Genomic DNA, 17,861 nt, shown 5'->3' on the forward strand with positions numbered 1-17,861 from the left:
ACCCTCCCCCTCAAGGGGGGAGGGCTTTAGACCAGGCGCCCCACGGGGCGCCGTTTTATTTGGAGGATGCGTGAGGGAGCAGGGGCAGGCGTTTGAGCGCAAGGCGCGGCGGTTTGATTTCAAGAGCGTCGGTGGCGACGGGAGCTTTGAGGGATATGCGTCGCTGTTCGGCGCGGAGGATCTGGGACGCGACATGGTGATGCCGGGCGCGTTTCGCGGCTCGCTCGGGAAGCGCGGCGCGCGGGGCGTGAAGCTGCTTTATCAGCACGATCCCAACGAGCCCATCGGCGTCTGGACGAAAATCGCCGAGGACGCAAATGGCCTCTTCGTGCAGGGGCAATTGCTCGGCGATGTGGCCCGCGCACGCGAGGTGCTGAGCTTGATGCGGGCCGGTGCGATCGACGGACTTTCCATCGGCTATCACGTCGTCAAGGCGCAGGCGGACAGGAAGACGGGGCTGCGCCGTTTGATGGAAGTCGATCTCTGGGAAATTTCCGTCGTGACTTTTCCGATGTTGCCCCAGGCGCGCATCAGCGCGGTGAAAACGACACGAGAGACGAGTGCGAGCCTCGCGCGGGCAATCCGCGTGGCCTCGCTGATTTTCAAACCCTGAAGAGGAGAGCACATGAGTGCCATGAATACAGGCGTCCCGCGCATCGGGGCGTCGCTGAATACGCGCGGGCTGGAAACGAAGAGCGTTCCCGCCTCGCATGAAGTGCGCGACGCGATGGATGAATTTCTCGGCGCATTCGAAGCCTTCAAGGATGCGAATGACGAGCGCCTCGGCCAGATCGAGCGCAAGCTGAGCGCCGACGTTGTGACGGAAGACAAGGTGGAGCGCATCAACCGCGCGCTCGACCGGCAGAAGAAGACGGTCGATGAATTGGCGCTTGCCTTCGCCCGCCCCGAGATCGGCGGCGAAGCCCGCACCCGTCTCGATCCGGCGCGTCGCGAGCACAAGCGCGCTTTCGATCTTTATGTGCGCAAGGGCGAAGCGCATGAGCTGCGCACACTGGAAGCCAAGGCGCTTTCTGCGCAGTCCGATCCCGATGGCGGCTATCTGGTGCCCGCCGAAACGGAACGCATGATCGACCGCGTGATCTCCGACGCATCGCCCATTCGCGCCATTGCCGGTGTGCGCCAGATCGGCGCCGCGAGCTACAAGAAGCCGTTCACGACGAGCGGCCCGGCAAGCGGATGGGTGGGCGAGGCGGAAGGCCGCGTTGAAACGGGCGCGCCGCAGCTTTCCGAAATCGAGTTTCCGGCGATGGAACTCTACGCCATGCCGGCCGCAACCTCGACGCTGCTCGACGATGCCGCCGTCAACATCGACCAGTGGCTTGCCGAAGAAGTGCAGACGGCATTTGCCGAACAGGAAGGTGCGGCCTTCGTCAATGGCGACGGCGTTCGCCGCCCACGCGGCTTCCTTTCCTATACGAAGGTCGCCAATGCAGGCTGGACGCATGGGAAGCTCGGTTATCTCGTCACCGGAAATGCGGGTGCGTTCCCGTCCGCCAACGCGTCGGACATTCTGATCGACCTCATCTATTCGGTGAAGGCGGGCTATCGCAGCAATGCGCGCTTCGTGATGAACCGCGCCACGCAATCGGCAATCCGCAAGTTCAAGGATGCGGAGGGCAACTATCTCTGGCAGCCGGGCATTGCGGCTGGAACGCCGCCGACGCTGCTGAACTATCCGGTGACGGAATCGGAAGACATGCCGTCCATCGCAGCCGACGCGACGGCGATTGCCTTTGGCGATTTCAAGCGTGGCTATCTCATCGTCGACCGGCTCGGCGTGCGCGTGCTGCGCGATCCCTATAGCGCCAAACCTTATGTGCTTTTCTACACGACGAAGCGCGTGGGCGGCGGCGTGCAGAATTTCGAGGCGATCAAGCTTCTGAAGTTCGGAACGGCGTGAGGCGCGGGGGATGAAGGGCTTTCATCGCAACCTGAAAACCGTGCAGACGCTTGATCCCGCTGTGACGAAGACAGCACGGGCAAGCTCGCCCGTCGATCGCCAGGGCTTCGCGGCGGTCGAGCATGTCGTCCTCTTCGGTGCGAGCGGCGACACGCTGTCTGCGTCATTGAAGGTGGAGGCGAAACTTGAAGCCTCCGAGGACGGCACAAACTGGGTACCCGTGACGGCGGCGAAAGATGTGAGCGGCGGGCCTGTTTCCGCCACTGGTGTCTTTGCAACCGTCGATGCGGCGTCGAAAGCGCAGATGGAGCATCGCATCGGCTATCTGGGCAATGCTCGCTATAGCCGCGTGGCGCTGACGCTGACGGGTGCGCATACGCATGGAACGCCCATATCGGCGCTTGCCATTCTCGGCCACGCGCATGTGAAGCCTGTCGCCTGACGGCATAAGGCTTCCGGTTCCGCCCCGGCTGTTCCTTGAGCGGTCGGGGCGGTTTTCCTTCAGATCAGGAAATTCGACACATGACATTGATGATCATCTCCGGCCCGGCGGAAGAGCCGGTGACGCTGGCGGAGGCGCGCGCGCATTTGCGGCTCGATAGCGCAAATGAAGACGCGCTTTTGACGGCACTGATAACGGCGGCGCGTGTGGTGCTTGAGAGCGAGACGCGCCGCGCTTTCGTCACGCAAAACTGGCGGCTGCTGCTCGACGAATGGCCGGGCGGCACGGTGACGCTGCCGCTTGCGCCGGTCGGCGCCGTGACGGCGGTGACGATTGATGGAACGCAGTCGCTCGATGCTTCGCGATATGACGTCGCTTTGGCGGGGGATGCGCCGCGCATTGTGGCCAAAGGCGGATGGCCCGCGCCTTCGCGGCGCGTTGTGGGCATAGCGATCGATTTCACGGCGGGATATGGCGCGGCATCTGCCGTGCCTGCGCCGCTGAAGCAGGCGCTGCTGATGCTTGTCGCGCATTGGTTCGAGAAGCGCGAGCCGGTGGCCTTCGGGGAAACGACCGAGGAAATTCCGCTCACCGTGGCGGCGCTCATCGCGCCATATCGCAGGATAAGGCTGTGACGAGCGCGGGCAGCTTGCGCGAGCGCCTGACGATCGAGCGGCCTGTGCGAGCGGCGGACGATGCGGGCGGCGCGCGGACGACATGGACAGCGCTGGCGACAGTCTGGGCCGAAGTGGTTTCGCTCGGGGGCGTGGAAACGGCGCTTGGCGAGCGGAGGGAAGCGCGCACGTCGCATCGCGTCACCATGCGATTTCGCGATGACGTGACGGCGGAGATGCGCCTCGTCTGGCGCGGCAGATCGCTCGACATTCGCGGCATGCGCGATCCCGATGGCAAACGACGCTGGCTTGCGATCAATGCGGAGGAGGGCGCGGCATGACGACGGACGCAGACCTCGCCTTGCAGAAGGCGATCTATGCAAGGCTCGCGGATGACGTCGAACTCGCCGAACTGGTTGGCGCGAGGATCTACGACAACGTTCCGGATGATGCGGGTTTTCCATACCTCACGCTTGGCGAAGCGCAGGTCGAGGCCTGGGGCGCGGGCGATGCGCAAGGTGCTGAACACAAACTTGCATTCAATACCTATACGCGCGGCGGCGGACGAAGCGACGCCAAGGCGATCATGGGCGCGGTGAACGCCGCGCTGCACGATGCGGAACTGACGCTCGACGGACATCGCCTCGTCAATTTGCGGTTTGCGAGTGCGGAGACGCGGCGCGAAGCGGATGGTGCAACCTGGCGCGGAACGATCCGCTTTCGCGCCGTCACCGAACCGATCCATTCATAAGGAGACATCATGGCGGCTCAAAAGGGCAAGGACCTGCTCGTCAAACTCGACGCGACCGGAAGCGGCACATTCGCGACGGTGGCGGGATTGCGCACACGCTCCCTCGCTTTCAACGCCCGCAGCGTCGACATCACCAATGCGGATTCGAGTGGTCAATGGCGCGAGCTGCTGGCAGGCGCGGGCATGCGCTCGGCGAGTATCAGCGGCCGCGGCATTTTCCGCGACGAGGCGTCGGATGCAAGTCTGCGACAGATATTCTTCGATGCCGCAATCAAGGACTGGCAGATCGTGATCCCCGATTTCGGCACCGTGACGGGCGCGTTCCAGATCACCGCGCTTGAATATGCGGGCGAGCATGACGGCGAGGTTACATTCGACATGTCGCTTGAAAGCGCCGGTGCGCTGGCTTTCGCGGCGCTTTGAACATGGCGAACAGACATCGAGGCGAAATCGAAGCGACGCTGGGCGGCGAGCGGCGCGTGCTGGTGCTGACGCTTGGCGCACTGGCCGAACTTGAAAACGCATTCGGCGGCGAAGACATGCTGGCGCTGGCCTCGCGTTTCGAGACAGGCCGCATCGGCGCGCGCGACGCGATCCGCGTGATCGGCGCGGGGCTTCGCGGCGCGGGCGCGGATATTGACGACGACGAGGTCGCACGTATGAGCGTGGACGGTGGCGCGGCGGGCTATATCGCCATCGTCGCCGACCTGCTGACGGCGACATTCAGCGGTGCGGGCGGGCGATGAAAACATTCCCCTGGGCCCGCGCGATGGAAATCGGCCTGGGGCATCTGCGCCTCGCGCCGCAAGATTTCTGGCGCATGACGCTGCCGGAGCTTGCGGCGGCGGCGAATACGCTGGGGCTTCGTGCGCCGCAGCGTCAGATGACGCGAGCGGAGTTAGCTTCGCTCGCTGAGCGGTTCCCTGATCTCGATTGACGGAGTTTCAAAATGTACGTGATTGATTTTGCGGTTCTGCAACCGCTTGTGAATGAGCTGTTGCTCGGGCTTCTGACGGCGCTGGCGTCGCTGGCGGTGGCGAAAGCCTGTCAGTTTCTGAAAGCCAAGCGTGATGGCGAACTCGGGCTCATTCTCGACAAGGCGCTTGGTATGGGCATTGCGTTTGCGATGTCGCGGCTTGATGCGCTGGAGGCGGGGCGGCTCAAGGTCGAGGTGAAAAGCGAGTTGGCGGCAGAGGCGGCGAATTATGCGTTGGCGCAGGTGCCGCAGGCGGTGAAGGCGCTGGGCCTCGATGGGGTGAGCCTTACGCGCATGATCGAGGCGCGGTTGCAGGCGGCGGAGAGACGCGCGTGACGGAGTTGCTCTCGCGACTCATCGCGGTTGTCGCCGAATTCGGTGCGGCGCTGCTCGCCTATCTCTGGGCGCGCGACCGTGAGCGGGGAAAGGCGCTGGAGAAAACGCTGGAGAGGCAGAATGCGATACGTGAAGCGGGTGACAATGGCCCTCGCGATCAGTCCGATGCTGCTCGCCGGTTGCGCGACGGGAGTTTCTGACGCGACGTGCCTGCCCCTGCGGTCTTACACGGCGGCGGAACAGGCACAGGTGGCCGACGAGCTCGACCGACTTGGCGAGCAATCCATGACCGGAAAATTCATGGCGGATTACGGACGCCTGCGCGACGAGGCGCGGGCGATGTGCCGGTGAATGCCGCCGTAGCCTAAAAATTCGACGGCCCCTGGACGATCTTCGGACGCCGCCTCATTTGAATGGACATTCATGCAAGACGATAACGATCCCGTCGCGCTGACCGCTGCGATGTCGGCGGCGGCTGCGGCGACGCGGGCTTTTGGCCTCGAGACGACGCGCACGCTTTCGGGCGTGACCAGCGACTATCGTCGCGCGGCGTCCGGCGGGCGCGATTTCGGGCGGGTGTTGACGAGCGCATTCGACGACGTGGCGCTGAAGGGGAAATCGCTTTCCGACACGCTGCGAAATCTCGCACTCGATCTGTCGAAACTTGTGCTGAACAATGCCGTGAACTCGCTCGGCAATTCATTCGGCGGTTCTTTTGCGAGCATGGCCGGTTCGCTCTTTGCCAATGCCAACGGCAATGTGATTGCGGGCGGACGCATCCAGCCATTTGCGAAAGGCGGCGTGGTCTCAAGCCCGATGCTTTTTCCGATGCGAGGGGGTGTGGGGCTGGCGGGAGAGGCGGGCGCGGAAGCGATCCTGCCATTGCGGCGTGGCGCGGATGGTCGCCTGGGCGTTGCGGCGGGAGGAGGCGCGGCGCCTGTGCAGATCACCTTCAATGTGACGGCGACGGACGCCGACAGTTTCCGCCGTTCCGAAACCCAGATCGCCGCGATGCTCAACCGCGCCGCGTCTCGCGGCCAGCGGAATATGTGAACAGGAATTTCGGAGCATGGCATTTCACGAAATACGCTTCCCCGTCGAGATCGCATTTGGCGCGACGGGCGGGCCGGAGCGGCGCACGGAAATCGTGACGCTTGGTTCAGGCTTTGAGGAGCGCAACAGCCCCTGGGCGGATTCGCGCCGCCGCTACAATGCGGGATATGGATTGCGCTCGCTCGACGATGTGCATGGCGTGATCGCGTTTTTTGAAGCGCGGCACGGGCGGCTGCATGGGTTTCGCTGGAAGGATCGCGCCGACTGGAAATCCTGCGCGCCGGGCGCGAGCGTCAGCGCGAGCGATCAGGTGATCGGAACGGGTGATGGCGCGCGCGCGAGCTTTGCGCTGGCAAAGACTTATGCATCGGGTGGTGCGAGCTACAGGCGCGCGATCGCAAAGCCGGTTGCCGGGACGGTGCGCATTGCGGTGGGCGGCGTCGAAAAAATCGCCGGCACGCATTTTTCAGTGGATGCGGTGAGCGGTGCCGTGAGTTTCGTTGGCGATGCGGTGCCGCCCGTTGATGCCGTTGTGACGGCGGGGTTCGAGTTCGATGTGCCTGTGCGCTTCGACACGGATTTTCTGGAGGTCAATCTCGCGGCGTTTGCGGCGGGGTCGATACCGAATATTCCGATTGTTGAAGTGCGGGTGTGAGGGATCACGCATACCTGGATCTCGGCTTGTCACCCCGGGCTCGTCCCGGGGTCCAGTGCCGCGCGCTCTGAATTTTCCGCCCCTGGATCCCGGCATAAAGCCGGGATGACAGCGCCAGATTGAACGGCAATACAACATGAAAACTCTTCCTCCCGATATGCAGGCGCATCTCGATGGCGGCGCGACGACGCTTTGTCATTGCTGGATACTTCGTCGCGCGGATGGCACTGCGATGGGCTTTACCGATCACGACCGCGACATTGTCATCGACGGGCTTGCGCATGAAGCAGCCGCAGGCTTCACGGCAAGCGCGGTGGAAAGCTCGTCGGGGTTGGCGGTGGATAATCTCGACATTCTGGGCGCATTGATTTCAGACCGGCTGAGCGAGGGCGATCTTGCGGCAGGCATGTTTGACGATGCGGAGGTGGAAATCTGGCGCGTCAACTGGCAGGCGACGGAGCAGAGATTGCTGATGCGAAAGGGCAATCTTGGTGAGGTGTCGCGCGGCGCGACGGGGTTTTCGGCGGAGCTGCGCGGCCTTGCCCATCGGCTCAATCAGCCGGTGGGGCGGCTTTTTCAATATGCATGTGACGCCGATCTGGGCGATGCGCGATGCGGCATCAGCATTGAAGCGCAAGCGGGCATCGTCGTCGATTGCGACGGCGACCGCGTATTGACGGCGAGCGGGCTTGGCGCATTCGAGGAAGGATGGTTCGAGCGAGGGCGACTTTGCTTTACCAGCGGCGCGAATGAAGGCGCGAGCATGGAAGTGAAACTGCATGCGCTGACGCCTTCGGGAGCGGTGATCGAGCTTTGGCAGGCGATGGCGCGCGGTGTCGAGGTTGGCGACAGCTTCGAGGTGACGGCGGGCTGCGACAAGCAGTTTGCGACTTGCCGCGCGAAATTTTCCAACGAGCAGAATTTTCGCGGCTTTCCGCATATGCCCGGAAACGATTTCGTCATGTCCTATCCGACATCGGGAGATGCAAATGACGGCGGACGCCGAAACTAGGATTGTCGATGCGGCGCGCATGTGGATCGGCACGCCCTATTGTCATCAGGCGAGTTGCAGGGGCGCGGGAACGGATTGTCTCGGGCTTGTGCGCGGCGTGTGGCGCGATCTCTACGGGCGCGAACCTGAAGCGCCGCCACCCTATACGCCCGACTGGGCGGAAACGCCGGGCGAAGAAGTTCTGCGCGAGACGATGGCGGACGGCGCGCGGCGGCATCTCGATGAAATCTCGATTGAGGATGGGCGCGCGGGCGACGTGGTGCTGTTTCGGATGCGCGCGCGTGGACCGGCAAAACACGCGGCAATTCTCTCCGGCGCGGATCGCATGATCCATGCCTATTCGGGCCGCGCCGTTGTCGAGACGACGCTGACGGCATGGTGGCGGGCGAAGCTCGCTTATGCATTTCGGTTTCCTGAGCTGGAAGACTAATGGCAACTCTCGTTCTTTCGACGGCCGGTTCGTTTATCGGCAATGCGCTGCTGCCTGCGGGCATCAATGTTCTCGGTGCGCAACTGAGCGGCGCGGCGATCGGCAGCATGGTCGGCGCGGGGATCGGCTCCTATGTCGATGCGAAGCTTTTCGGGCCGACGGTTGCGAATGCGCAAGGGCCGCGGCTGAACGATTTGCAGGTGCTGGCTTCGACTGAAGGCGCTGCCGTGCCGCGCGTTTACGGACGCGCGCGACTTGCGGGACAGGTGATCTGGGCGACGTCGTTTCGCGAGCATGCATCGACGCGCAGCGCGGGCGGCGGCGGCAAGGGTGGCGGCAACTCGGGCGGCAGCATCACGGAATATAGCTACACCGTGTCTTTCGCCGTGGCGCTTGCCGAAGGCGTGGTGACGCGCATCGGACGCGTCTGGGCTGACGGGAAGCCGCTGTCGCTTGCCGATGTGACATGGCGCTTGCATAAGGGCGAGGAAGACCAGCCTGCCGATCCGCTGATCGAGGCGGTGGAAGGCGCGGCGCCTGCTTATCGCGGCATTGCCTATATCGTCTTTGAGGAACTGGATCTGACGCCTTTCGGCAATCGCGTGCCGCAATTGTCGTTTGAGATTTTCAAGACGCTGAGCGATGTCGAGGAGAAGCTGCGCGCGGTCGCCATCATTCCGGGCGCGGGCGAGTTTGTTTATGAGCCGCAGCCTGTGCGCGAATTGCTCACTGAAACGTCGAGCCGGGCGGCGAACACGCATACATCGGAAGGCGCATCGGACTGGACGGTGGCGATCGATCAGCTTCAGGCGACATGTCCGAATGTCGGCGCGGCGTCGCTCGTCGTGACCTGGTTCGGCGACGATCTGCGCTGCGGGCAATGCACGATCCGCCCGAAGGTGGAGGTGAACAACAAGGTGACGTCGCCGCGCGCCTGGAGCGTTGGCGGACTTTCGCGCGAGACGGCGGAGCCTGTGAGCCGTGTTGATGGACGCCCGGCCTATGGCGGCACGCCGTCTGACAGGTCGGTGATCGCGGCGATCCGCGATTTGAAGGCGCGCGGGTTGCGGGCCGTCTTCTACCCGTTCGTGATGATGGATATTCCGTCGGGAAGCGGCAAGCCGGACCCGTGGCATGGCGGCGAGCAGGCCGCCTATCCCTGGCGCGGGCGCATTGCGACGACGCCGGAGGCGGACAAGACGGCGGCGGCTGCGGCTCAGGTCGCGGCGTTTTTCGGCAATGCGGCGGTGAGCGATTTTTCGCGCAGCGGCGACGTGGTGAGCTATCGCGGGCCGGAGGAATGGTCGTACCGCCGCATGATCCTGCATGATGCGCATCTTTGCGCGGCGGCGGGTGGCGTCGATACGTTTCTGATCGGTTCGGAACTGCGCGGGCTGACGCAGGCGCGGAGCGCGGCGGGAACCTATCCGGCGGTGGCGGCGCTGAAGGCGCTTGCGGCGGATGTTGCGGGCATTTTGCCGGGCACGAAGATTTCATATGCCGCCGACTGGTCGGAATATTTCGGCCATGCGCCGGGCGACGGATCGGGCGATCTCTATTTTCATCTCGACCCGCTCTGGACGGACGCGAATATTCACTTCGTCGGCATCGACAATTACGCGCCGCTGACCGATTGGCGCAAGGCGGCGACGCATCTAGACCGCGATATTGCCTCGTCGATCTACGATCTCGATTATCTGAAATCGCGCATTGCGGGCGGCGAGAACTACGACTGGTATTATGCGAGCGATGCGGATCGCGCGGCGCAGATACGCAGGCCGATCACGGATGGCGCTTACGACAAGCCGTGGGTATGGCGGGCGAAGGATATCCGCTCATGGTGGGCGAACGCGCATCATGACAGGCCGGGCGGCGTTGAAAGCGCGACGCCGACGGCATGGGTGCCGCGCGGAAAGCCGATTGTCTTTACCGAAATCGGTTGTCCGGCCATCGACAAGGGAACGAACCAGCCTAATGTCTTCACCGATCCGAAATCGGCGGAAAGCGCCGTGCCGCATTTTTCCAACGGTACGCGCGACGACTTCATGCAGCGTCGCTTCATCGAAGCGCAGATGGATTATTGGTCGGCACCGGGCGCGCATAATCCTGTGTCGCCGGTCTATGGCGGGCGGATGCTCGATCCTGCGAATATTTTCTTCTGGTGCTGGGATGCGCGGCCTTATCCGGCTTTTCCTGACCGCGTGGACGTGTGGTCGGACGGGGTGGTCTGGCGGCTTGGCCACTGGTTAAACGGGAGGCTTGGCGCTGCGCCCTTGTGCGATCTCGTTGACGCAATCATGGGCGATGTGGCTTTCGCGGATTTCGATGCGTCGGAGCTTGCCGGCACGGTCGAGGGCTTTGTGATCGACCGCATCATGTCGCCGCGCGACGCGCTGGGGCCGCTGATGCTGGCGCGTTTCTTCGATGCTTGCGAGACGCAAGGGTTGATCCGCTTTCGCCATCTTGGCGGGGCGGCAGTTGGGCGCGTTGCGCCGGGCGATCTTGCCGTTGACGGTGAAGGCGCCGCGGCAGGTTATGTGCTGACGCGTGGGCAGGAAACGGAATTGCCGCTATCGGCGAAGCTCGCCTATATCGACGGCTCGCTCGATTATCGTCAGGCGGCGGTGGAGGCGCGGCGGCTCTCGGTGAGAAGCCAGCGCGTTGCAAGCGCGAACCTCTCCATGGTGCTGGGGCAGGAGGACGCGCAACGCGTCGCAGATATATGGTTGCAGCAAAGCTGGACGGAGCGCGAAAGCGCGAGCCTGAAATTTCCGCCGAGCCGATTGGCGCTCGATCCGGGCGATGTGGTGGAGCTTGCGCTACCCGAATGCAGCGCAAGCTATCGGCTGACCGCTCTGACGGATGCGGGTGCGAGGGAAGCGAAGGCGGTGATGAGCGAGGCGAGCCTTTATGGACCGCTTCCCTCGCCGCAGCGCGAGCATAAATCGCCCATCGCACCAAGCTTCGGCACGCCGCTCGCGGTCTTCATGGATTTGCCGCTGCTGACGGGCGCGGAAAATCCCATTGCGCCGCGCGTGGCGGTTGCCGCCGATCCGTGGCCGGGTGCCGTGGCGTTTTACAAGAGCAATGGCGCGGGCTTTGGGCTCGCCGATGTGGTGACGCGTGAGGCGACGCTTGGGCGGACTGTCACGATGTTGCGGGAAGGCGCGACGAGCCGTTGGGACTGGCGCGAGGCTTTGCGCGTGACGCTGGCATCCGGCGCATTGGCGAGCGCCGACGCGCTATCCGTGCTTGGCGGCGCCAATGTCGCCGCGCTGGAGACGGGAGAGGGTGTGTGGGAGGTGATCCAGTTTCGCGATGCTGAACTGGTTGCGCCAAACACATATGAGTTGCGCGGGCTGCTGCGCGGGCAGGCGGGAACGGAAGGTGCGATGCGCGCAAGCCTCGGTGCGGGTGCGCGCTTCGTGTTGCTGGGCGGGGCGATCAGTGAATTGACACTTGCCGAAAGCGAGCGGGGGCTGCCGCGCATCTGGGCCTGGGGGCCGTCGCAAAAGCCGGTGGACGATCCGGCCTATGCGCGCGAGACGCGGTGCTTCGCGGGCGTGGGGCTTCGGCCCCTGTCGCCGGTGCATCTGCGTGCGCGCCGCATGGCGAGCGGCGACATTGCGCTGACATGGGTGCGGCGGACGCGCATTGGTGGCGATAGCTGGGAAGGCGTTGACGTGCCGCTTGGCGAGGAGATCGAAGCCTATGAGATCGACATTCTTTCCGGTGCAAAGGCGGTTCGGACCTTGAGCGTCTCGACGCCGCAAGCGACCTATGCCGCCGCCGCGCAGATGGAAGATTTCGGCACGACGACATTGACGGCCCTGACGGTCAGGGTCGCGCAGGTGAGCCGCGCTTTCGGGCGCGGCACGATGAGGGAGGCGACGCTTTATGTCTGACACCACGCATCTGGGGCTTCCATATCTTGAAGCGGCGCAGGCGCAGAAACACGTGACGGTGAACGAGGCGTTGCGTCGTCTCGATGCGGCTGTGCATCTCGCGGTGAAATCGCGTGGGATCGGCGTTGCGCCTTCGTCGCCCTCGGAGGGGGATCGCTACGTCGTTGCTTCGGACGCGAGCGGCGCATGGGCGGGCGCGGAGGGGAAGGTGGCCGCCTGGGCGGATGGAGCGTGGATGTTCCTCACGCCGCGCAAGGGCTGGCGCGCATGGGACGAGGAGGCGGGCGCTTTCATCTTCTGGAGCGGCGCGGGTTGGGCGGCGGAGCCGGGCGGCGGATCGGGCGCGACAAGCCCGCATGGCGCAGCGACGAACCTCGGCATCATCGAGGCGGATCACACGATCACGCCGGGTGTGGCGAACGATACGGCCTTCAGCATTCCCGATCGTGCGATCGTGCTCGGCGTCACGGGCCGCGTGCTGACCGCGATCACCGGGGCGACCTCATGGAATGTCGGCGTCGCGGCAGATGGCGGGCGCTACGGCACGGGGATAGGCGTCGGTGCCGGATCGACGGTGATCGGCCCCTCGGGCCCGACGACATATTGGAGCCCGACACCGTTGCGGTTGACCTCCATGGGCGGACATTTCACGGGCGGCATGGTGCGGCTGGCCCTGCATTACCTGACGCTGATCGGGCCGGAGGCGTGAGGATGGGTTTGTCCTGTCTGCGCACTCGCCTCATTGCAGATATGCCGCGATGATGAGCAGCACATAGGCGATTATTTTCAAGATGGTTGAAACCATGGTGTCCTCCCGTCCTCCGGCGGGAGGGCGTTGCATTGTTGACATGTTCTGTATTTGTTCCTTATATAAGAATATATTCCTAGAAAGCGAAAGGGCAAGCCCGTGAGTGTGTCGAACAAAAAGTTTTCCGCTGCATTGCCGCTTTGGGCAGAGGAGGCGACGCCCGCGGCTTTGAAGGAAATGATGCGGCTCGCATTGGCAATACGCGACCTTATGGAAGATGAAGAGGAGGACGGGCGCGTGGCGATTGCCTGCGCGGCGCTGAACCGGATGCGCCGTTATGGGCCGGAGGGCGAGGGCGGCGGCGGCGCGCCGAGCGGGCCTGCTGCCCATGCGCGCGATTTTTCAGACCCCGCGCTTTGCCGCGCCATCGCCGTTGTCTGCCTTGTGCTCTCGGGCGATCTCGAAGACCCGACCGGCGGGGCAACGCATTTTCATCGGCACACAGAAGAGCCGGATTGGGCGCGGACCGCGACGCCCAAGGCCCTGATAGGGCAGTATATGTTTTATACGCTCGACCAGCGGTTCGATGCTTGACGGGCCATTGCACTTTCCGCCAGATTTTAATCATCCGTTAGCAGAGAATAGATAATCTCTGCGATGTTAGGCGGATGATTTTCAAGAAAGCCGGGCGGACCGGCATCTGGCGGACACATGCCTCGCAGAATATTTTATGCACGACGCTCACGGCGCCCCGCCCTTGTCGCGGTCGGGCTTGTGGGACTGTGCATCTCAATGTTCTACGTCGGCATTGAGACCGGCAGAAAACATCCAGAACTCCTCGCCTTTTACAGCGAAACCGCCGCTCCGCTCCCCCCGCTGATCTTCGCCGAGCGATAGATCGGGGGCATTTCCCCACCTCTCCTTGCATGATGGCCCCCGATCCAAGGGTGACGGGCAGCGTCCCAGGCTCTATAAGGGTCGGGTTTTGCACACATCAGGCAATTTCCGAGAGGTTGGTATGGCCCGAGGCCGCATATTTTCCTCCCGCCGCATGTTTTCTTCGCGCCGCGCGGTTTTCGCCGCGCCGAGCAAACAGGCTGGCCCGTTCGGCTTCATTCTCGGCGTGACGGCTGCTGTCATCATCATTTTTGGTGCCGGCATGTATACCGGCCGGGCATTTCCCAATCTTTTCGCGCTAACCTCCCATGTGCCTGCCACGCCGCTTACCGCAGCGGAATTCTGACGCTTTCAGCGCGCGCGACTTTTAGCCGTCGCATTTTCCTTCCCATATCAGCTTCGCAGCTTGCCGCTGCGGGCAATCCCGACCAAATATGTGCGTTGCGAAGCTGCGGAATGACGCGCGGCAAACAGGGGCGGATCAATGGACCTTCAACTTGCAGGCAAAACGGCGCTTGTCACCGGCTCGCACCGGGGAACGGGGCGCGTCATTGCTGAAACCATGGCGCGCGAAGGCGCGCGCGTGGTGGTGCATGGCTTTGAACTCGCGGACGCGCAGGCCGTGGTGGACGGTATCGCGGTGGCGGGCGGCGAGGCCCATGCGGTTGCGGGCGACATCATGTCCGACGAGAGCGCACGGGCAGTCTTTCACGCAGCGGTGAAGGCGGTTGGGCCGATCGACATTCTCATCAATAATTACGGTACGGCGGATGCAGGCTCCTGGACGAAATCCGAAACGGCGGATTGGATCGAGGCCTACGAAAAGAACGTGCTGTCTGCCGTGCGACTGACGCGGGCCGCCATGCCTGCGATGAAGGAGCGTCGCTGGGGCCGCATCATCATGCTCGGCACCATCGGTTCGACGGAGCCCGCAGCGCGCATGCCGCATTACTATGCCGCGAAAGGCGCGCTTGCGACGATGACGATTTCGCTGGCGAAGGAACTGGCGGGCACCGGCATCACGGTCAACATCGTCAGCCCCGGACTTATTCGCACGAAGGAAGTGGAAGAACGCTTTCTCGCGCAGGGCTATGAGAAGGGCTGGGGTACGAGCTGGGACGAGGTCGAGCCCCATGTGCTGAAAAACTTCATGAACAATCTGACGGGCAAGGTGACGCTGACGCAAGAAGTCGCCGACCTTGTGGCCTTTGTCGCGAGCCCGCGCGCAGGATCGTTGATGGCGCTGAACTTGCGTATCGACGGCGGCACGACCGCGCTGGTTACTTGATGGGCAGGTGGCGTTTACTCGCAACAACGCCGTCATGCGCGGATCAAGTCCGCGCATGACGAGTAGATATTATTGAATCCGAACTGAAATCGTCGACGAGCGTATGAACATGCAGACATTCCGTTTCGATCTTTGCGAACTGCCCGAGGAAACCAGAGGCCTCCGTCAGGAGGTGCGCGATTTTCTGGCCGAGGAGTTGAAAGATATTCCGGCGGTGACGCGGGCGCAGACCTGGATGGGCTTCGATGCAGACTTCAGCGCCAAGATGGGCGCGCGGGGCTGGATCGGCATGCGCTGGCCTAAGCAATATGGCGGGCACGAACGCTCGGCGTTCGATCGCTATGTGGTGCTGGAAGAAATGCTCGCGGCGGGTGCGCCGGTCGGCGCGCACTGGATCGGGGACCGGCAATCGGGTCCGCTGCTGCTGCGCTTCGGCACGGAAGAACAACGCCAGTTGATCTTGCCGAAAGTGGCGCGCGGCGAATGCTATCTCTGCATCGGCATGTCGGAACCCGATTCCGGCTCCGATCTCGCGGCGACGCGGACCAGGGCGGAGAAGGTGGAAGGCGGCTACCGCGTCAACGGCACCAAGCTCTGGACGTCGAACGCGCATAAGGCGCATTACATGATTGCGCTGTTCCGCACCGACCCGGAAAAGAAGCATGACGGGCTGACGCAATTCCTCGTCGATCTGAAATCGCCGGGCATCACTATCCGCCCGATCAAGGATCTGGCGGGCAATTCGCATTTCAACGAAGTCGTATTCGAAGACGTATTCGTGCCCGACGCGATGCTGGTGGGCAGCGAGGGCACCGGCTGGGCGCAGGTGAGTGCTGAACTTGCTTTCGAGCGTTCGGGGCCGGAGCGTTATCTGTCGAGCTATCTGCTGATGAAGGAACTCGTGCGCGAATTGCAGCGCAAGGGCGGGGCGGAAGGCGCGAAGGAAATCGGCCGCCTTGTTGCGCATCTCGTGACGCTGCGGCAGATGTCGCTTTCGGTTGCGGGCATGCTCGACAAGGGCGAGAACCCGGCGCTGGAAGCGTCTGTGGTGAAAGACCTCGGCACGGGCTTTGAGCAGGACATGCCGGTGAAGGCGCATGAACTGATCGGCGCGGAGCCGACGCTCGGCACCGGCGATGATTTCACCGAGGTGCTGGCCTATCTGACGCAGACGGTTCCATCTTTCTCGCTGCGCGGCGGTACGCGCGAAATCCTGCGCGGTATCATCGCGCGCGGACTTGGGCTTCGTTGAGGGAATCATCATGAACGAATTGCAGACGATCCTTTCAGACAGCGTGAACCGGTTGATGACCGACCACGCGACGAAGCAAACGATCATGGGCGCGGAAGACGGCGTCTGGCCGCAAGCCTTGTGGGACGAACTCGTCGCCAACGGATTGACCCGCGTGCTCGTACCCGAAGCGCTGGAAGGCGCGGGCGCGACATGGAGCGATGCCTATGTGGTGCTGAAGGCGGCGGGCGAACATGCAGCGCCGCTGCCGCTGGCCGAAGCGATTTTGGCGGGATGGATTCTCGGCCGAGCGGGCATTGCCGTGCCGGACGGGGTCGTCACCGTGATGGAAGGCGATTTCCTGTTGGCCGAGGGTCGCCTGTCCGGCAAGGCGACGCGGGTCGCCTGGGGCCGCAACGCGTCCTATGCCGTGGCGCTGGTCAAAAGCGGATGGGGCGTCGAGGCGGTGCTTGCGCCGCTTGAATATGCCCGCATCGAACGCGACCAGAACGTCGCCCGCGAACCGCGCGACACGCTGATCTTTGAACGCGTGGTCGTGGAAACGGGTTGGGTCGAATTGCCCGAAAATGCACTGAGGCTTTACGGCGCGCTGGCGCGGGCTTGCCAGATGGCGGGGGCGCTCAACTACCTGACGGCGCAATCGGTGCAATATGCCAATGAGCGCACGCAGTTCGGCAAGCCCATCGGCAAGTTTCAGGCAATCCAGCAGCAATTGGCCGAACTCTCGACGCAGTCTGCGGCGGCGGGCATTGCGGCGACTCATGCCTGCGCCTGTGCAGACAAGAGCGAGGCGGCATTCGAGATCGCCGTCGCCAAGGTGCGCGCCGACGACGCATCGAGCATTGCGACGTCGATTGCGCATCAGGTGCATGGCGCGATCGGCTTTACCTATGAGCACGGGCTGCACTTTGCGACACGCCGCCTCTGGTCGTGGCGTGCCGAATTCGGCTCCGGCGCGGAATGGGCCGAGCGGCTGGGCCGGGAGGCGATGGCGCGCGGGGCTGACGAGTTGTGGCCGTACGTGACGGCCAGATAGATGCATATTCTGCTTTGTCGTCATCCCGGCTTTATGCCGGGATCCAGGAGCGGCAGACGCTGAGCAAGCGGCTCTGGACCCCGGGACAAGCCCGGGGCGACAGAAAAAATATACATGGAGAAAAACGTGAAAGTATCCGAAGCCCTGAAAACGCGCATCACCTGTCGCGCTTTTCTGGACAAGCCCGTTTCCGAAGCGACCGTGCGCGCCATTCTCGATGGCGCGAAATGGGCGCCGTCGGGCGGCAATCTCCAGCCCTGGCATGTCTATGTGCTGGCGGGTGCGCGGCGTACGGAGTTTCTCGATCTGATCGCAGAGAAGCAGAAGACGAACCCCTTCGGCGAGGGTTCGGAATATCCGATCTATCCCAAAGACCTGAAAGATCCGTACAAGGCTCGCCGCTTCAAATGCGGCGAGGACATGTATGCGACAATCGGCGTTCCGCGCGAGGACAAGGCCGGGCGTTTGATGCAGTTCGCGAATAATTTTCGCGCATTCGGCGCGCCCGTGGTGCTGTTCTTTGCGATTGACCGGCAGATGGGCAT

23 protein-coding genes are annotated in these 17,861 nt (G+C 63.3%); all 23 read left to right on the top strand.

Features of this window, described 5'->3' with window-relative positions:
- Window positions 1-70: 70 nt before the first annotated feature.
- Window positions 71-613: an HK97 family phage prohead protease gene (locus tag WA943_RS03635; protein WP_424468481.1), complete on the top strand. Its 543-nt coding sequence runs from the start codon at window positions 71-73 to the stop codon at window positions 611-613.
- Between the two features lie 12 nt (window positions 614-625).
- The gene (locus WA943_RS03640) at window positions 626-1,921 is read left to right on the top strand and encodes a phage major capsid protein (RefSeq protein ID WP_424468482.1); all 1,296 of its coding nucleotides are present in this window, start codon (window positions 626-628) and stop codon (window positions 1,919-1,921) included.
- Window positions 1,922-1,931: 10 nt separating this feature from the next.
- On the top strand, window positions 1,932-2,363 hold the full coding sequence (locus WA943_RS03645) for a hypothetical protein (protein WP_424468483.1): 432 nt from the start codon (window positions 1,932-1,934) through the stop codon (window positions 2,361-2,363).
- Between the two features lie 80 nt (window positions 2,364-2,443).
- The gene (locus WA943_RS03650) at window positions 2,444-2,998 is read left to right on the top strand and encodes a head-tail connector protein (RefSeq protein WP_424468484.1); all 555 of its coding nucleotides are present in this window, start codon (window positions 2,444-2,446) and stop codon (window positions 2,996-2,998) included.
- Window positions 2,995-3,318, top strand: coding sequence for a phage head closure protein (locus tag WA943_RS03655; RefSeq protein ID WP_424468485.1), 324 nt, complete (start codon window positions 2,995-2,997; stop codon window positions 3,316-3,318). Before WA943_RS03650 ends, WA943_RS03655 begins: the two co-directional genes overlap by 4 nt.
- Entirely contained in the window at window positions 3,315-3,728 is a 414-nt protein-coding gene (locus WA943_RS03660) for a DUF3168 domain-containing protein (RefSeq protein ID WP_424468486.1), read from the top strand. Before WA943_RS03655 ends, WA943_RS03660 begins: the two co-directional genes overlap by 4 nt.
- Before the next feature lie 9 nt (window positions 3,729-3,737).
- Window positions 3,738-4,151, top strand: a complete 414-nt coding sequence (locus WA943_RS03665) for a phage major tail protein, TP901-1 family (RefSeq protein WP_424468487.1) — start codon at window positions 3,738-3,740, stop codon at window positions 4,149-4,151.
- Between the two features lie 2 nt (window positions 4,152-4,153).
- Window positions 4,154-4,474: a gene transfer agent family protein gene (locus tag WA943_RS03670; protein WP_424468488.1), complete on the top strand. Its 321-nt coding sequence runs from the start codon at window positions 4,154-4,156 to the stop codon at window positions 4,472-4,474.
- On the top strand, window positions 4,471-4,665 hold the full coding sequence (locus tag WA943_RS03675; RefSeq protein ID WP_424468489.1) for a phage tail assembly chaperone: 195 nt from the start codon (window positions 4,471-4,473) through the stop codon (window positions 4,663-4,665). Before WA943_RS03670 ends, WA943_RS03675 begins: the two co-directional genes overlap by 4 nt.
- A 12-nt stretch (window positions 4,666-4,677) precedes the next feature.
- Window positions 4,678-5,040 (top strand): hypothetical protein, encoded by a 363-nt coding sequence (locus WA943_RS03680; RefSeq protein ID WP_424468490.1) that lies wholly within the window; start codon window positions 4,678-4,680, stop codon window positions 5,038-5,040.
- Entirely contained in the window at window positions 5,037-5,240 is a 204-nt protein-coding gene (locus WA943_RS03685; RefSeq protein WP_424468491.1) for a hypothetical protein, read from the top strand. Before WA943_RS03680 ends, WA943_RS03685 begins: the two co-directional genes overlap by 4 nt.
- Before the next feature lie 262 nt (window positions 5,241-5,502).
- The gene (locus WA943_RS03690) at window positions 5,503-6,093 is read left to right on the top strand and encodes a phage tail tape measure protein (RefSeq protein WP_424468502.1); all 591 of its coding nucleotides are present in this window, start codon (window positions 5,503-5,505) and stop codon (window positions 6,091-6,093) included.
- 16 nt (window positions 6,094-6,109) lie between these two features.
- On the top strand, window positions 6,110-6,748 hold the full coding sequence (locus tag WA943_RS03695) for a phage distal tail protein, Rcc01695 family (protein ID WP_424468492.1): 639 nt from the start codon (window positions 6,110-6,112) through the stop codon (window positions 6,746-6,748).
- A 136-nt stretch (window positions 6,749-6,884) separates the two neighbouring features.
- Window positions 6,885-7,760, top strand: coding sequence for a DUF2163 domain-containing protein (locus tag WA943_RS03700; RefSeq protein WP_424468493.1), 876 nt, complete (start codon window positions 6,885-6,887; stop codon window positions 7,758-7,760).
- Window positions 7,738-8,190 (top strand): NlpC/P60 family protein, encoded by a 453-nt coding sequence (locus tag WA943_RS03705; protein ID WP_424468494.1) that lies wholly within the window; start codon window positions 7,738-7,740, stop codon window positions 8,188-8,190. Before WA943_RS03700 ends, WA943_RS03705 begins: the two co-directional genes overlap by 23 nt.
- Entirely contained in the window at window positions 8,190-12,095 is a 3,906-nt protein-coding gene (locus WA943_RS03710) for a baseplate multidomain protein megatron (RefSeq protein WP_424468495.1), read from the top strand. Before WA943_RS03705 ends, WA943_RS03710 begins: the two co-directional genes overlap by 1 nt.
- The gene (locus tag WA943_RS03715) at window positions 12,088-12,804 is read left to right on the top strand and encodes a DUF2793 domain-containing protein (protein WP_424468496.1); all 717 of its coding nucleotides are present in this window, start codon (window positions 12,088-12,090) and stop codon (window positions 12,802-12,804) included. Before WA943_RS03710 ends, WA943_RS03715 begins: the two co-directional genes overlap by 8 nt.
- Window positions 12,805-13,002: 198 nt before the next feature.
- On the top strand, window positions 13,003-13,437 hold the full coding sequence (locus tag WA943_RS03720; RefSeq protein ID WP_424468497.1) for a hypothetical protein: 435 nt from the start codon (window positions 13,003-13,005) through the stop codon (window positions 13,435-13,437).
- A 424-nt stretch (window positions 13,438-13,861) separates the two neighbouring features.
- The gene (locus WA943_RS03725; protein ID WP_424468498.1) at window positions 13,862-14,086 is read left to right on the top strand and encodes a hypothetical protein; all 225 of its coding nucleotides are present in this window, start codon (window positions 13,862-13,864) and stop codon (window positions 14,084-14,086) included.
- Window positions 14,087-14,224: 138 nt separating this feature from the next.
- Entirely contained in the window at window positions 14,225-15,028 is an 804-nt protein-coding gene (locus WA943_RS03730; RefSeq protein WP_424468499.1) for an SDR family NAD(P)-dependent oxidoreductase, read from the top strand.
- 109 nt (window positions 15,029-15,137) lie between these two features.
- Window positions 15,138-16,280, top strand: coding sequence for an acyl-CoA dehydrogenase family protein (locus tag WA943_RS03735; protein ID WP_424468503.1), 1,143 nt, complete (start codon window positions 15,138-15,140; stop codon window positions 16,278-16,280).
- Between the two features lie 10 nt (window positions 16,281-16,290).
- Complete coding sequence (locus tag WA943_RS03740) at window positions 16,291-17,316, top strand: acyl-CoA dehydrogenase family protein (protein WP_424468500.1); 1,026 nt, start codon at window positions 16,291-16,293, stop codon at window positions 17,314-17,316.
- A gap of 126 nt (window positions 17,317-17,442) precedes the next feature.
- Window positions 17,443-17,861, top strand: a 419-nt coding sequence (locus WA943_RS03745) for a nitroreductase family protein (protein WP_424468501.1), incomplete at its 3' end; no start/stop codon positions are given.

This window comes from Parvibaculum sp. (assembly GCF_049651025.1).
Classification (GTDB): Bacteria; Pseudomonadota; Alphaproteobacteria; order Parvibaculales; family Parvibaculaceae; genus Parvibaculum.